Annotated in this window: 14 protein-coding genes; 10 read left to right on the top strand and 4 right to left on the bottom strand. The window is 57.1% G+C overall.

Features of this window, described 5'->3' with window-relative positions:
• The first annotated feature begins 105 nt into the window (after nt 1–105).
• The 3 genes from serB (at nt 106) to nadR (ending at nt 3,768) form a co-directional block, all read left to right on the top strand.
• A complete protein-coding gene (gene serB, locus F153LOC_RS10755; protein WP_100777727.1) occupies nt 106–1,074 on the top strand; it encodes a phosphoserine phosphatase in 969 nt (322 codons plus the stop codon).
• 11 nt (nt 1,075–1,085) lie between these two features.
• Entirely contained in the window at nt 1,086–2,468 is a 1,383-nt protein-coding gene (gene radA, locus F153LOC_RS10750) for a DNA repair protein RadA (RefSeq protein WP_100777726.1), read from the top strand.
• Nucleotides 2,469–2,535: 67 nt separating this feature from the next.
• Nucleotides 2,536–3,768 carry a multifunctional transcriptional regulator/nicotinamide-nucleotide adenylyltransferase/ribosylnicotinamide kinase NadR gene (gene nadR, locus F153LOC_RS10745; protein WP_100777725.1) on the top strand — a complete coding sequence of 411 codons (1,233 nt, stop codon included), beginning with the start codon at nt 2,536–2,538 and terminating at the stop codon, nt 3,766–3,768.
• Nucleotides 3,769–3,830: 62 nt separating this feature from the next.
• On the opposite strand, the gene F153LOC_RS10740 is transcribed toward nadR, so the two are convergent.
• Nucleotides 3,831–4,832 carry a zinc-binding alcohol dehydrogenase family protein gene (locus F153LOC_RS10740; RefSeq protein WP_102104550.1) on the bottom strand — a complete coding sequence of 334 codons (1,002 nt, stop codon included), beginning with the start codon at nt 4,830–4,832 and terminating at the stop codon, nt 3,831–3,833.
• Between the two features lie 106 nt (nt 4,833–4,938).
• On the opposite strand from F153LOC_RS10740, the gene F153LOC_RS10735 reads away from it, so the two are divergent.
• Entirely contained in the window at nt 4,939–5,838 is a 900-nt protein-coding gene (locus tag F153LOC_RS10735; RefSeq protein WP_102104551.1) for a LysR family transcriptional regulator, read from the top strand.
• 83 nt (nt 5,839–5,921) lie between these two features.
• Here the strand turns inward: F153LOC_RS10735 and ettA are convergent, their stop codons facing one another.
• Entirely contained in the window at nt 5,922–7,589 is a 1,668-nt protein-coding gene (ettA, locus tag F153LOC_RS10730; RefSeq protein WP_100777722.1) for an energy-dependent translational throttle protein EttA, read from the bottom strand.
• A 226-nt stretch (nt 7,590–7,815) separates the two neighbouring features.
• On the opposite strand from ettA, the gene sltY reads away from it, so the two are divergent.
• Both sltY and trpR read left to right on the top strand, forming a co-directional pair.
• Entirely contained in the window at nt 7,816–9,753 is a 1,938-nt protein-coding gene (gene sltY, locus F153LOC_RS10725; RefSeq protein WP_102104552.1) for a murein transglycosylase, read from the top strand.
• A 56-nt stretch (nt 9,754–9,809) separates the two neighbouring features.
• Nucleotides 9,810–10,136 (top strand): trp operon repressor, encoded by a 327-nt coding sequence (gene trpR / locus F153LOC_RS10720; protein WP_100777720.1) that lies wholly within the window; start codon nt 9,810–9,812, stop codon nt 10,134–10,136.
• A gap of 93 nt (nt 10,137–10,229) precedes the next feature.
• Here trpR and yjjX read toward each other — a convergent pair whose 3' ends face one another.
• A complete protein-coding gene (gene yjjX, locus F153LOC_RS10715; RefSeq protein WP_100777719.1) occupies nt 10,230–10,745 on the bottom strand; it encodes an inosine/xanthosine triphosphatase in 516 nt (171 codons plus the stop codon).
• A gap of 50 nt (nt 10,746–10,795) precedes the next feature.
• Between yjjX and gpmB the strand changes: the two genes are divergently transcribed.
• The gene (gene gpmB, locus F153LOC_RS10710; protein WP_100777718.1) at nt 10,796–11,443 is read left to right on the top strand and encodes a 2,3-diphosphoglycerate-dependent phosphoglycerate mutase GpmB; all 648 of its coding nucleotides are present in this window, start codon (nt 10,796–10,798) and stop codon (nt 11,441–11,443) included.
• Here the strand turns inward: gpmB and robA are convergent.
• The gene (robA, locus tag F153LOC_RS10705; RefSeq protein ID WP_100777717.1) at nt 11,440–12,309 is read right to left on the bottom strand and encodes an MDR efflux pump AcrAB transcriptional activator RobA; all 870 of its coding nucleotides are present in this window, start codon (nt 12,307–12,309) and stop codon (nt 11,440–11,442) included. The two genes, gpmB and robA, sit on opposite strands and share 4 nt — an antisense overlap.
• A 211-nt stretch (nt 12,310–12,520) precedes the next feature.
• Between robA and creA the strand changes: the two genes are divergently transcribed.
• From creA to creC, 3 genes are read left to right on the top strand one after another with little or no spacing between them, the layout of a single operon-like run.
• Nucleotides 12,521–12,991 carry a protein CreA gene (creA, locus tag F153LOC_RS10700; protein WP_100777716.1) on the top strand — a complete coding sequence of 157 codons (471 nt, stop codon included), beginning with the start codon at nt 12,521–12,523 and terminating at the stop codon, nt 12,989–12,991.
• Between the two features lie 14 nt (nt 12,992–13,005).
• On the top strand, nt 13,006–13,695 hold the full coding sequence (gene creB / locus F153LOC_RS10695; RefSeq protein WP_100777715.1) for a two-component system response regulator CreB: 690 nt from the start codon (nt 13,006–13,008) through the stop codon (nt 13,693–13,695).
• Complete coding sequence (gene creC, locus F153LOC_RS10690) at nt 13,695–15,119, top strand: two-component system sensor histidine kinase CreC (RefSeq protein WP_102104553.1); 1,425 nt, start codon at nt 13,695–13,697, stop codon at nt 15,117–15,119. Before creB ends, creC begins: the two co-directional genes overlap by 1 nt.
• Nucleotides 15,120–15,126: the final 7 nt, after the last annotated feature.

The following is a 15,126-nucleotide window of genomic DNA, read 5'->3' as shown; positions in this document are numbered from 1 at the left end:
GAAAATTTACGGCTTAATGTTGCCAGAAGTGATGGTTACAGGGTAGCCTCATGCGTTATTTTCCCCCTGGAACCTTCCGGCGCGAACCAATTTACAGGAGCTTCAATGCCGAACATTACCTGGTGCGACCTGACCGATGACGTCTCTTTATGGCCAGGATTGCCGCTCTCATTAAGTGGCGACGAGGTCATGCCTCTGGACTACCATGCGGGGCGTAGCGGCTGGCTGCTGTATGGCCGTGGCCTGGATAAGCAACGCCTGACGCAATACCAAACCAAGCTCGGCGCGGCGATGGTGATTGTGGCGGCCTGGTGCGTGGAAGATTATCAGGTGCTGCGTCTGGCCGGATCGCTGACACAACGCGCAACCCGCCTGGCCCACGAAGCCGGGCTGGATGTGGCGCCGCTGGGTAAAATCCCGCATCTGAAAACGCCAGGACTGCTGGTGATGGATATGGATTCGACCGCCATTCAGATCGAGTGCATCGACGAACTCGCGAAACTGGCCGGAAGTGGCGAGATGGTGGCGGAAGTGACCGAACGCGCCATGCGCGGCGAACTCGATTTTGCCGCCAGCCTGAAGCAGCGCGTCGCCACGTTGAAAGGGGCTGATGCCAACATCCTGCGTCAGGTGCGTGACGAACTCCCGTTGATGCCTGGCCTCACTCAACTGGTACTGAAGCTGGAAACCCTCGGCTGGAAAGTGGCGATTGCCTCCGGCGGGTTCACCTTCTTCGCGGACTACCTGCGCGACAAACTGCGCCTGACCACCGTTGTGGCGAACGAACTGGAGATCCGCGACGGTAAACTGACCGGCGAAGTGATCGGCGATATCGTGGATGCCCAGTACAAAGCCAACACCCTGACGCGTCTGGCGGAAAAATATGAAATTCCGGTCACGCAGACCGTCGCCATCGGTGACGGCGCGAACGATCTGCCAATGATCAAAGTGGCCGGGCTGGGCATTGCCTATCATGCCAAGCCAAAAGTAAACGAAAAGACGGAAGTCACCATTCGTCACGCCGATCTGATGGGGGTGTTCTGCATCCTCTCCGGCAGCGTGAATCAGAAATAAAGAGGTAAACCGTGGCGAAAGCTCCAAAACGCGCATTTGTCTGTAATGAATGTGGTGCGGATTATCCGCGCTGGCAGGGGCAGTGCAGCGCCTGCCATGCCTGGAACACCATCACCGAAGTGCGTGTGGCCGCTTCGCCAACCGTGGCCCGTAACGAGCGTCTGAGCGGCTATGCGGGCAACGCTGGCGTCTCGAAGGTACAAAAACTTTCCGAGATCAGCCTCGATGAAGTGCCGCGTTTTTCCACCGGTTTTAAAGAGTTTGACCGCGTACTGGGCGGCGGCGTGGTGCCGGGCAGCGCGATTCTGATCGGCGGTAACCCCGGCGCCGGTAAATCGACGCTGCTGCTGCAAACGCTGTGCAAACTCGCGGAACAGATGAAAACCCTGTACGTGACCGGTGAAGAGTCTTTGCAGCAGGTCGCGATGCGCGCGCACCGTCTCGGTCTCCCGACCGGCAATCTGAATATGCTATCGGAAACCAGCATCGAGCAAATCTGTATGATTGCTGACGAAGAGCAGCCGAAGCTGATGGTCATCGACTCCATCCAGGTCATGCACATGGCGGATATTCAGTCTTCGCCGGGCAGCGTGGCGCAGGTGCGTGAAACCGCCGCCTATCTGACGCGCTTTGCTAAGACGCGCGGCGTGGCTATCGTGATGGTCGGCCACGTCACCAAAGACGGCTCCCTGGCCGGTCCGAAAGTGCTTGAGCACTGTATCGACTGCTCCGTGATGCTCGACGGCGATGCGGATTCCCGTTTCCGCACCCTGCGCAGCCATAAAAACCGTTTTGGTGCGGTGAATGAGCTGGGCGTTTTCGCCATGACTGAACAGGGTCTGCGTGAAGTGAGCAACCCATCGGCCATCTTCCTGAGCCGCGGCGACGAAGAGACCGCCGGCAGCTCGGTGATGGTGCTCTGGGAAGGGACGCGGCCGCTACTGGTGGAGATTCAGGCGCTGGTGGATCAATCCATGATGGGCAACCCTCGTCGCGTGGCGGTCGGGCTTGAGCAAAACCGTTTGGCGATTCTGCTGGCGGTGCTGCACCGTCACGGCGGCCTGCAAATGGCGGATCAGGATGTGTTCGTCAACGTGGTGGGCGGCGTGAAAGTGACAGAAACCAGTGCCGATCTGGCCTTGCTGCTGGCGATGGTCTCCAGCCTGCGCAACCGACCGCTCCCGCAGGATCTGGTGGTGTTTGGCGAAGTGGGGCTGGCCGGAGAAATTCGCCCGGTCCCGAGCGGCCAGGAGCGTATCTCCGAAGCGGCGAAACACGGTTTCCGTCGTGCCATTGTCCCTGCTGCTAACGTGCCGAAAAAAGTGCCGGAAGGGATGAAAATTTTCCCGGTGAAAAAACTGTCGGATGCGTTAAGCGTCTTTGACGACTTATAATATTAACGTGCGTATCTTTTTTGGCGGGAGCGTTTTGCTGACCCGCCTCACTTAGCAGGAGGCTCTTGTGTCAACATTTGACTATCTTAAAACCGCGATCCGCCAGAAAGGCTGTACGTTGCAGCAGGTGGCGGAAGCCAGCGGGATGACCAAGGGCTATTTAAGCCAGCTTCTGAATGCTAAAATCAAAAGCCCGAGCGCGCAAAAACTTGAGGCGCTGCACCGCTTTCTTGGCCTCGAATTTCCGCGCATGCAAAAGAATATCGGCGTGGTATTTGGCAAGTTTTATCCGCTGCATACCGGCCATATCTATCTGATTCAGCGCGCCTGTAGCCAGGTGGATGAGTTGCATATCATCATGGGTTACGATGACACGCGTGATCGCGCGTTGTTCGAAGACAGCGCCATGTCCCAGCAGCCGACTGTCTCAGATCGTCTGCGCTGGCTGCTGCAGACGTTCAAATACCAAAAAAACATTCGTATTCATGCCTTTAACGAAGAGGGCATGGAGCCGTATCCGCACGGCTGGGATGTGTGGAGTAACGGCATCAAAGCCTTTATGGAAGAGAAGGGGATAGCCCCGAACTGGATCTATACCTCTGAGGAGTCCGATGCGCCGCAGTTCCGCGAACATCTCGGAACGGAAACAGTGCTGATCGATCCTAAGCGCACCTTCATGAACATCAGCGGCGCACAAATCCGCGAAAACCCCTTCCGCTACTGGGATTACATCCCAACGGAAGTGAAGCCGTTCTTCGTGCGCACGGTGGCGATTCTGGGCGGTGAATCGAGCGGTAAATCTACGCTGGTCAACAAGCTGGCGAATATCTTCAACACCACCAGTGCTTGGGAGTATGGGCGAGATTACGTCTTCTCACACCTGGGCGGCGACGAGATGGCGCTCCAGTATTCCGATTACGACAAAATCGCGCTGGGCCATGCGCAGTACATTGATTTCGCGGTGAAATACGCGAACAAAGTGGCGTTTGTGGATACGGATTTCGTGACCACTCAGGCGTTCTGTAAAAAGTACGAGGGCCGTGAGCATCCGTTTGTTCAGGCGCTGATCGATGAGTATCGCTTCGATCTGGTGATTTTGCTGGAAAACAACACGCCGTGGGTCGCCGACGGGATGCGCAGCCTGGGCAGCTCCGTCGACCGCAAAGAGTTCCAGACCATGCTGGTGGATATGCTGCGTGAGAATAACGTGGAGTTTGTCCATGTGGAGGAGTCGGACTACGATGGCCGCTTCCTGCGCTGTGTGGAGCTGGTGAAGACATTGATGGGTGAGCAGGCGTAAAGCGCTGCTCCGAACGATCCCCTCTCCCAGACAGGGAGAGGGGCAGAAAGAGGGGTATGACCTCAGAACTGCACTACCACTTTCCCGCGCATATGCCCGTCCAGCACTTTGCGGTGCGCCTCGCTAATGCTCTCCACGCTTAATCCCTGCAGCGTCTCACTCAGCGAACTCTCCACTACACCGTTTTCGACCAGCTTCGCGACCTCATTCAGAATCTCACCCTGACGCGCCATGTCCGCAGTCTGATACATGCTTCGGGTATACATGAACTCCCAGTGCAGCGCGGCAGATTTAGACTTCAGCTTGCTTTGATCCAGCGGATGGTCGTTCTCAACGATGGTGCAAATATGCCCCTGCGGCGCAATCAATTCGCTGACCGCCGCCCAGTGCCCGTCGGTATCGTTAAGAATGAAAATGTAATCCACAAAGGTAATGTCGTGCTTCGCCAGTTCACCTTGCAGGTCGCGGTAATTCACCACCAGATCCGCACCGCGATCCCGACACCACTGGGCCGAATCCTCCCGGGACGCCGTGGCGATCACCTTGATCTGGCTGTTGTGTTTGGCAAAGGGGATCGCCAGCGATCCGACGCCGCCCGCGCCCCCGATGATCAGCAGCGTTTTGTCCGATCCGGCGTCCTGGATATTCAGCCGTTCAAACAATCCTTCCCACGCCGTCAGGGCGGTTAACGGCAGCGCCGCAGCGGCGGCCCAGTCGAGGTTTTGCGGTTTGTGGCCGACGATGCGCGCATCAATCAGCTGGTGCGTGGCATTGCTGCCCGGACGGGTGATGTCCCCTGCGTACCACACTTCGTCACCGGCTTTGAATTGCGTAACGCTCGTCCCGACCGCCTTCACAATTCCGCTGGCGTCCCAGCCCAGAATACGCGGCGCTTGCAGACCGTTTTTGCTCAGGCTGGCATGAACTTTAGTATCGACCGGGTTTACAGAAACGGCTTTCACCTCAACCAGCAAATCATGCTCGCCGGGCTGCGGCATGGGCTGCGTGATCTCAATAAAAGCAGAAGGCTGGTCTGGATTAACGGCAATGGCTTTAACGGACATGGTGAACTCCTTATGGAATGCGTTTGTTGAGGCTAGTCTATTAAGTCACCAGTTGCGTGATAAGATGGACAATCAATAACAAAGTGTTCGCTTGAGATGAACAATCATGTTTAAACAGCTACAGGATATGGCCCTGTTTGCGCTGGTGGCCGAGATGGGGAGTTTTACCGCGGCGGCGCAAAAAGCGAGCCTGCCAAAATCAAGCGTCAGCCAGCGAATCAGCCAGCTTGAGCAGCAGGTCGGTATCCGCCTGCTGAACCGCACCACCCGCAAACTCAATTTAACCTATGCCGGAGAGCACTATCTGGTGCACTGCCGCGAGATGCTGGCGGCGAGCGAGCGCGCGGAATACGCCATTCAGCGTCTGCGCGATAATCCCGGCGGTCGGCTGCGGATCACAAGCCCGGCGGGGATTGGTGCCACGCTGCTGGCGCATCTGAATGCGGAGTTTCAGCGCCGTTATCCGGATGTGTCGCTCGATGTCTGTATTTCAGATGATGTGCAGGATCTGGTGGAGTCTGGCTATGACGTCGCGCTGCGCACCGGCAAGCCGCAGGACTCTTCCCTGATTGGCCGTATGATTGGTAACTGTCCGCGCTACCTGCTGGCCTCGCCCGATTATCTGGCGCGTTTTGCTCCTCTGGAACATCCACGGCAGCTGGTGGATCACCGCTGTATCACTCACAAAGCCTGGCCGGAGTGGCTGTTGCGTCGTAACGACGAGGATTATCGGCATCTGCCTGACAACGCGCATGTGACGGATAACCTGGTTTACGCCAGGGAGAGTGCCATTGCGGGGGCGGGAATCACGCTACTGCCCGCGTTTTTGCTGGAAGATAAAATCGAGAAGGGGGCGCTGGTACCCGTGCTGCCAGAATGGCGCGTGGAGGGGAATGAGCTATGGCTGGTCTACCCGAGCCGGAAGCTGAATTCGCCTGCGCTGATGAGCTATATCCAGTTTGCGATGCAGTTTGATGAGGTGAAGCGGTTTTACGTTGGGGTGTGAATGCCGGGAGGCGGTGACGCCTTACCCGGCCTGCTTTCTTTCGTTTGCCCGGCAGGCAAAACGCCGCCGGGCAAATCAGGCACTTATTTGGAGATACGCTTGTACTTGATACGTTTTGGCTCCAGCGCATCGGCGCCGAGCGTGCGTTTCTTGTACTCTTCGTATTCGGTAAAGTTACCTTCGAAGAACTCCACTTTACCCTCGTCCTGGTAATCCAGAATGTGGGTGGCAATACGGTCCAGGAACCAACGGTCGTGCGAGATCACCATCGCACAGCCCGGGAACTCCAGCATGGCGTTTTCCAGCGCACGCAGGGTTTCGATATCCAGGTCGTTGGTCGGTTCATCGAGCAGCAGTACGTTACCGCCAACCTGCAGCAGTTTCGCCAGATGCAGACGGCCACGCTCACCGCCGGACAGCTCGCCGACGCGTTTACCCTGATCCACACCTTTGAAGTTGAAGCGGCCAACGTAGGCGCGGCTCGGCATCTCGGTGTTACCGATACGCATGATATCCTGCCCGCCGGAGACTTCTTCCCACACGGTTTTGCTGTTGTCCATCGCGTCACGGAACTGGTCAACGGAGGCCAGTTTCACGGTATCACCCAGCGTGATGGTGCCGCTGTCAGGCTGTTCCTGACCAGACATCATGCGGAACAGGGTTGATTTACCGGCGCCGTTCGGACCGATGATCCCGACAATCGCCCCTTTCGGCACGGAGAAGCTCAGGTCGTCGATCAGCAGGCGATCGCCGTAGGATTTACGCAGATTACTCACTTCAACGACTTTATCCCCCAGACGCGCGCCTGGTGGAATAAACAGTTCGTTGGTTTCATTACGTTTCTGGTATTCGGAGTTGTTCAGCTCTTCAAAGCGTGCCAGACGGGCTTTGCCCTTAGACTGACGGCCTTTAGCACCCTGACGAACCCACTCCAGCTCTTTCTCAATCGATTTACGACGAGCGGCTTCCTGAGACGCTTCCTGCGCCAGACGCTGATCTTTCTGCTCCAGCCAGGAGGAGTAGTTGCCTTCCCACGGAATACCTTCGCCGCGGTCCAGCTCCAGGATCCAGCCTGCCACGTTATCAAGGAAGTAACGGTCGTGGGTAATTGCCACAACGGTCCCTTCGAAGTCGTGCAGGAAACGTTCCAGCCAGGCGACGGATTCGGCATCCAGGTGGTTCGTTGGTTCGTCGAGCAGCAGCATGTCTGGCTTTTCCAGCAGCAGACGGCACAGCGCGACGCGGCGGCGTTCACCACCGGACAGTTTTTCGATTTTCGCGTCCCAGTCTGGCAGGCGCAGGGCATCGGCCGCACGCTCCAGCTGGACGTTCAGGTTGTGACCGTCGTGCGCCTGGATAATTTCTTCAAATTTACCCTGTTGCGCCGCCAGTTTGTCGAAGTCAGCGTCCGGCTCAGCATACTTCGCGTACACCTCGTCCAGGCCTTTCAGTGCGTTAACAACTTCAGAAACGGCTTCTTCGATGGATTCGCGAACGGTGTGTTCCGGGTTCAGCTTCGGTTCCTGCGGCAGGTAACCGATTTTGAGACCAGGCTGCGGGCGAGCTTCACCTTCGATGTCTGTATCGATGCCGGCCATAATGCGCAGCAGGGTGGACTTACCGGCACCGTTGAGACCCAGAACACCAATTTTTGCGCCAGGGAAGAAGCTCAGCGAGATATTTTTCAGAATATGACGTTTCGGCGGAACGACCTTGCCGACACGATGCATGGTATAAACGAATTGAGCCACGTGGACTTCGCCTCTTTTATCGTGAAGAAAATAGAATTCAGCTGCGAAGTGTAGCCTTTTTCAGTGCCTAATCCCAGCCAGGAACGTCGGGAGTGTTAAAGCACGCAAGAAAGGTAAAAAAGTGTCCATAACGTGGCGTGTTGCGGTATGCCTGGTTAGCATAGATCCATTACATTTTTATGTGGCACGACGCCGCAACGGTATTCAACAAAATGAGGAAGAGCTTGTGGAAAAAGCCAAACAGGTGGTCTGGCGTCTGCTGGCTGCCAGCGTATGCGTGATGACGATAAGCCACGCAGCGCATGCCGATTCACTGGATGAACAGCGTAACCGCTATGCGCAAATCAAACAGGCGTGGGACAGTAAGCAGATGGATACCGTGCAGGCACTGATGCCGACGCTGAAAGAGTATCCGCTCTATCCGTATCTGGAATACCGCCAGATCACCGACGATCTCATGAACCAGCCGACCCTCACCGTCGCGAATTTTATCCAGGCGAATCCGACGCTACCGCCCGCCCGCACTCTGCAATCGCGCTTTGTGAACGAGCTGGCGCGTCGTGAAGACTGGCGCGGTCTGCTGGCGTTCAGCCCGGAAAAACCGGGCACCACCGAAGCGCAGTGTAATTTCTATTACGCCAAATGGGCGACCGGGCAGCAGCAGGAAGCCTGGAGCGGGGCGAAAGATCTGTGGCTGACAGGCAAAAATCTGCCAAACGCCTGTGACTCGCTGTTTGGCGCCTGGCGCGCATCGGGTCAGCAAGATCCGCTGGCCTATCTCGAACGTATTCGCCTGGCGATGAAAGCAGGCAACACGCGTCTCGTGACCACGCTGGCCGGGCAGATGCCCTCCGATTACCAGACCATTTCCACAGCGGTTCTTCAGCTCGCCAACGATCCCAATTCTGTGCTGACGTTTGCTCGCTCGACGGGCGCGACCGATTTCACCCGCCAGATGGCGGCGGTGGCCTTTACCAGCGTGGCGCGTGACGATGTGGAAAACGCACGGCTGATGATCCCGCAGCTGGTGCAGGCGCAGCAGCTCAACGACGATCAAACCCAGGAGCTGCGCGATATCGTCGCGTGGCGTCTGATGGGCACCGATGTGACCGACGAACAGGCGCGCTGGCGTGACGATGCGATCATGCGCTCAAACTCGACCTCGCTGGTTGAACGCCGTGTGCGTATGGCGCTCGGAACCGGCGATCGCCGTGGTCTAAACACCTGGCTCTCCCGCTTGCCGATGGATGCGAAAGAAAAAGACGAGTGGCGTTACTGGCAGGCCGATTTGCTGATGGAGCGCGGGCGTGATGACGAAGCGAAAGAGATCCTCCACTCTCTAATGCAGCAGCGCGGTTTCTATCCGATGGCGGCGGCGCAGCGTCTGGGCGAAGAGTACACGCTGAAGATCGACAAAGCCCCGACAAATGCCAATCCAGCCCTGACGCAGGGACCGGAAATGGCGCGCGTGCGCGAGCTGATGTACTGGAGCATGGATAACACCGCGCGCAGCGAGTGGGCCAACCTGGTGACCAGCCGCACGACTGACGAAAAAGCCCAGCTGGCGCGTTATGCGTTCGATAACCGCTGGTGGGATCTGAGCGTGCAGGCGACGATCGCCGGGAAACTGTGGGATCATCTGGAAGAGCGTTTCCCGCTGGCCTACAACGATCTGTTTGATCGCTACACCAGCGGCAAAGATATCCCGCAGAGCTATGCGATGGCGATTGCCCGTCAGGAGAGTGCCTGGAACCCGAAAGTGCGCTCGCCGGTGGGGGCCAGTGGCCTGATGCAAATTATGCCGGGCACCGCCACGCATACGGTGAAGATGTTTAATATTCCAGGCTACAGCAGCCCGTCACAGCTGCTGGATCCGGATACCAACATCAACATCGGCACCAGCTATTTACAGTATGTGTATCAGCAGTTCGGCAATAACCGCATCTTCTCTTCGGCGGCGTATAACGCAGGGCCTGGGCGTGTGCGCACCTGGCTTGGCAACAGCGCCGGGCGCATCGACGCGGTGGCGTTTATCGAGAGCATTCCGTTCTCCGAAACGCGCGGTTATGTGAAGAATGTGCTGGCCTATGACGCCTACTACCGCTACTTCATGGGGCAGAAAGATACCCTGATGAGCGACGCGGAGTGGCAGAGAAAGTATTAATCCGGATGGGTTGTGTTATGCTTGTACTCGTCTAAGAGTACAAACGGCGGCATAACATGACCCAGCATTCCCCTTATTCATCGGCGATGGCCGAACAGCGCAACCAGGAGTGGCTTCGTTTTGTGGAGCTGCTTCGCCAGTCCTACGAGAAAGATCTGCATCTGCCTCTGATGCAGCTGATCCTGACGCCCGACGAGCGCGAAGCGCTAGGGACGCGCGTGCGCATTATTGAAGAGTTGCTGCGGGGTGAGATGAGCCAGCGTGAGCTGAAGAATGAGCTGGGGGCGGGGATTGCTACGATTACCCGTGGTTCGAACAGCCTGAAATCAGCCCCGGTAGAGCTGCGCCAGTGGCTTGAGGAAGTTCTGCTGAAAAATGCCTGAGGGGATTTCCTGTAATCGGGAAAGAGTGCAATTGCAGGCCTGATGGCGTTGCGCTTATCAGACCTGCAAAAGATCAGCTCTCTTCGTGGTGTTTTAACGGTAAACCGCGTTATGAAACGGGCTTAACGCCAGCACCACTGCCTGATGGTAAACGCTCGAACGCGTCAGCGTCCCGGCGGTAAACACGCCGATGGCACCCTCTTTGCGGCCAATCTCGTCGATGCCGGTGTAGTGCGACATCACTGGTCCGAGCGCTTCTCCCGCCCGCACTTTTTCCAGAATGGTAGCCGGTAAAGGCAACGTCGCTGAACGGGATTCTCCGCGCTGCTCGCGGCTCTCAATCACCACCCAGCTAAAGGTTGCCCCTTCGTCAATTCCCGCTTCAATCGCGACCCAAAAATCGGCCTGCGGGCGCAGAGCTTTCGCATTCACGACGCGATTTCGTGCGCCAGCGCGCGTTTCCTCGCTTCCGAAAGGTTGTTCAGGGACGCCGCTCTCGACGCCGACGGCGTCGATATGGCAGGATCCTTCGCCGAAGATCTCTTCAAATGCCCTTAGAATTGCCTGAATTTTGGCAGGATTAGTGGTAGCAGAGACAACATGGTGCATAATTAAGCTCGATTCGAAAAAAAACTCATCGCAGTATAACGGAAAAAAACATGTTACAGGTTTACCTTGTTCGCCACGGTGAAACGCAGTGGAACGCCGAGCGACGTATTCAAGGCCAGTCAGACAGTCCTCTCACCGCCAAAGGTGAGCAACAAGCATGGCAGGTTGCGGAGCGCGCCAGAACCCTGGGCATCACGCACATTATCGCCAGCGATTTAGGGCGCACGCAGCAAACGGCGCGCATTATCGCTGAGGCCTGCGGGTGCGACATTATCCTCGATCCTCGCCTGCGTGAGCTCGACATGGGCGTGCTGGAAAAACGTCATGTGGATTCTCTGACGGAGCAGGAAGAGGGCTGGCGTCGTACGCTGGTCAACGGCACCGAAGATGGCCGTATTCCTGAGGGGGAGTCCATGCAGGAGCTGAGCGTGCGCGTTCAGGCGGCACTGGCAGATTGCCTCAAGCTACCGGCAGGTAGCCGACCGCTGCTGGTGAGCCACGGTATCGCATTGGGCTGCCTGGTGAGCACCATTCTTGGGCTGCCGGCCTATGCCGAGCGCCGTTTGCGTCTGCGCAACTGCTCTATTTCCCGCATCGACTATCAGGAAAGCCCGTGGCTGGCGTCTGGTTGGGTGGTGGAAATGGCAGGGGACATCTCGCATCTGGACGCCCCTGCGCTGGATGAACTGCAGCGTTAGCGGCGAATAGGAATTAAGAATTCCATACGCAGATTGATTGGGCCTTCATCCGGTTTAGCATCGCTGGCCGGATAGTAGCGCTCAATGTCCTGACCTTTACGGCGGTTCAGATTCAGCATCGGCATGCAGGTACCGTAAACGGTCAGGATAAACTCCTGAACACCCGTTCCCAGCCCTTCATAGTTGAACATCACGTATTCACCGCCTTCCAGCACGACCGGCTTCGAACCCTGAATATAGCCATTGGCCATCTCAGGCGTGAGCGCGGTGGTGTAGAACACTTCCTGCTCGTCGTCCTTTTCCTGGCTTGGGTGCGTTTCGTTCAGGCCATACAGCAACGGCGGGATCGCCGGGGCGTGGCTCAGGAAATCGCGCCAGAACTGGGTGCGCATCTGATGACGGAATTCAGAAATCTGTTCCAGTGAACAGGAGTAGCTTTGCGTCGTGCCAATCAGGTGCGTCTCTGGTAGGGTGACGAATTCGTATTTTGGCATCGCAAATTCACCCAGACGCAGCGGCGGGCGCATGCCAAACGAACTCCAGTCGGGTGAACGACGATAGAGCGCAGGCGTCAGCGAAAACTGTTTTTTGAAGGCGCGGGTAAAGGTCTGCTGCGAGTCAAAACGGTATTGCAGCGCAATATCCAGAATCGGACGCGCTGTCAGGCGCAAGGCCACCGCCGATTTTGAGAGACGACGTGCACGAATATAGGCACCGATAGCATGACCGGTGACATCCTTGAACATCCTTTGCAAATGCCACTTGGAATAACCTGCTTTTGCCGCCACATTATCCAGTGACAAAGGCTGGTCCAGATGACCTTCTAGCCAGGTAAGCAGATCGCGAATAATTCCAGCCTGATCCATATACTATCCTCATCCTTAAAACAGCAGGTGCCTGATAACAGGGTAGCGGATAATAGCATTTTTTGATGTTTTAGCATTCAGTGTTTTTTTTGCGCATTAATGCTTTTTGCCGCACATTATGGGCATCAAATTGCTAATCCTGTGATCTTGCTACATTTTTATCCTGTTTGTTGAATAATCGCTCAATGCAATTTTAAAGAATGGTAACAATATGAAATACAAGACATTGATCTTCACCGCTCTGATGCTGTTAGTGGGTCGTAACGCGCTGGCCGAAGAAGTTGGCTCCGTCGATACCGTGTTTAAAATCTTTGGCCCGGACCATAAAATCGTGGTCGAAGCCTTTGACGATCCCGATGTGAAGAACGTCACCTGCTATATCAGCCGCGCGAAAACGGGCGGGATCAAAGGGGGGCTGGGGCTGGCCGAAGATACGGCCGATGCGGCGATCTCTTGTCAGCAGGTGGGGCCGGTGGAGCTGAGCGACAAAATTAAAAACGGCAAAGCGCAGGGCGATGTGGTGTTCCAGAAACGCACTTCGCTGGTGTTCAAAAAACTGCAGGTCGTGCGTTTCTATGATGCAAAACGAAACACGCTGGCGTACCTCGCGTACTCCGATAAAGTGGTTGAGGGATCGCCGAAAAACGCACTGAGCGCCGTGCCGATCATGCCGTGGCGCTAACTCAGGGGCACAGGATGCAGCAACCGTTGATTTGGCTGGTGGAAGACGAAATCAGCATCGCCGAGACGCTAATCTACATGCTTTCGCAGGAAGGCTTTGCGGTGAAGTCCTTCGAACGCGGGCTGCCTGCGCTCGAAGAGGCGCGGCGTCAGGCGCCTGCGCTCGCGATTCTGGATGTGGGTCTGCCGGATATCAGCGGTTTCGAGCTGTGTCGTCAGCTGCTGGCGCAACATCCGTCGCTGCCGGTGCTGTTCCTCACGGCTCGCAGCGATGAGGTGGATAAACTGCTGGGCCTCGAAATGGGGGCCGATGATTACGTCGCCAAACCCTTCTCGCCGCGCGAAGTGTGCGCCCGGGTGCGGACCATTTTGCGACGGATGCAGAAATCGGCGTTGCCTTCGGAGATCCTGCGCATCGGGCAGTTTGAACTCAACGAACCCGCCGCGCAGATCAGCTGGTGCGGCGAAGCATTACTTTTAACGCGCTACGAATTTTTGCTGCTTAAGACCTTGCTCCACGCGCCTGGCCGAGTATTTTCCCGCCAGCAGCTGATGGACAAAGTCTGGGGCGAGGATGGCGACAGCTTCGATCGCACCGTGGATACCCATATCAAAACCCTGCGCGCCAAACTGCGCGCCGTGAATGCGGACCTTTCGCCCATCAGCACCCATCGCGGCATGGGCTACAGCCTGGGGCTGTCGTAATGCGCATCGGCATGCGGCTGCTGCTGGGCTATTTCCTGATTGTCGCAATCGCCGCCTGGTTTGTGCTGTCGATCTTTGTGCAGGAGGTGAAACCCGGCGTACGCAGGGCTACCGAGGGGACACTGATTGATACCGCCACGCTGCTGGCGGAAGTGGGGCGCGACGATCTGCTGGCGAATGATCCCCAAAACGGCAGAGTTGCGCAGGCCTTCTCGCAGCTGCATCAACGCCCGTTTCGCGCCAACATTGGCGGCATTTACAAAGTGCGCAACGAATATCACGTCTACATGACCGACGCGCAGGGCAAAGTGGTGTTTGATTCCACCGGAAAAGGGCTGGGAGAGGATTATTCGCGCTGGAATGATGTCTGGCGCACCCTGCGCGGACAGTACGGCGCGCGCAGTACCCAGGACGATCCCAACGACCCTGAGAGCACCGTGATGTACGTGGCGGCACCCATTGTTGATCGGGGAAAAATCATCGGCGTGCTGTCGGTGGGGAAACCGAACAGCGCTATGGCGCCGGTGATCCACCGCAGCGAGCGGCGCATTCTTTGGGCGGGCGGCGCGCTGCTGGGGATAGCCCTGCTGATAGGGCTGATTGTGGCGTGGTGGATCAACCGTTCCATCAGCTCCCTGTCGCGCTACGCGGATTCTGTGACCCACGAGACGCCGCTGCCGTTGCCCGATCCGGGCAGCAGCGAGTTGCGCAAGCTGGCGCAGGCGCTGGAAAACATGCGTATCCGCCTCGAAGGCAAAAATTATATTGAGCATTACGTTCACGCTCTGACCCATGAGCTGAAAAGCCCGCTGGCGGCGATTCGCGGCGCGGCGGAGATCCTGTCAGAGCAGCCGCCACCGCCGGTAGCCGCGCGGTTTATCGACAATATCCTGGTGCAGAACGCGCGGATGCAGTCGCTGGTCGAAAAGCTGCTGGAGCAGGCGAAACTGGAAAACCGCGTGGAAATTATCCCCGGCACCGTCAATATTACTGCGCTGTTTACGCGCATCAGCGACGCGCGCGCAACGCTGCTGGCGGCAAAAAATATCCACCTGAGTTCCCAGGTCGACGTGCCGACGGTCGAGGGCGACGCGGATTTGCTGGAGCAGGCGCTGGGCAACCTGCTGGATAACGCCATCGACTTTACGCCGCATGGCGGGAGCATCACGCTCACCGCCGAAGCGGCGCACAAGCAGATCCTGCTGAAAGTGACCGACAGCGGCAGCGGTATTCCGGATTACGCCCTGGCCCGCATCTTTGAGCGCTTTTATTCTCTTCCGCGCGAAACGGGCCTGAAGAGCAGCGGCCTTGGGCTGGCGTTTGTGCAGGAGGTGGCGCGTCTGCATCACGGCGATATTCAACTTCGCAATCGCGAAGCGGGTGGCGTCGAGGCTATTTTGGCACTTCACCGTCCCTTCACATAACTTCAAA

Source organism: Lelliottia sp. F153 (genome assembly GCF_002870005.1).
Classification (GTDB): domain Bacteria; phylum Pseudomonadota; class Gammaproteobacteria; order Enterobacterales; family Enterobacteriaceae; genus Enterobacter; species Enterobacter nimipressuralis.
Note: the sequence above shows the minus strand (reverse complement) of the source record. Positions and strands in the feature narration are given on the sequence as shown.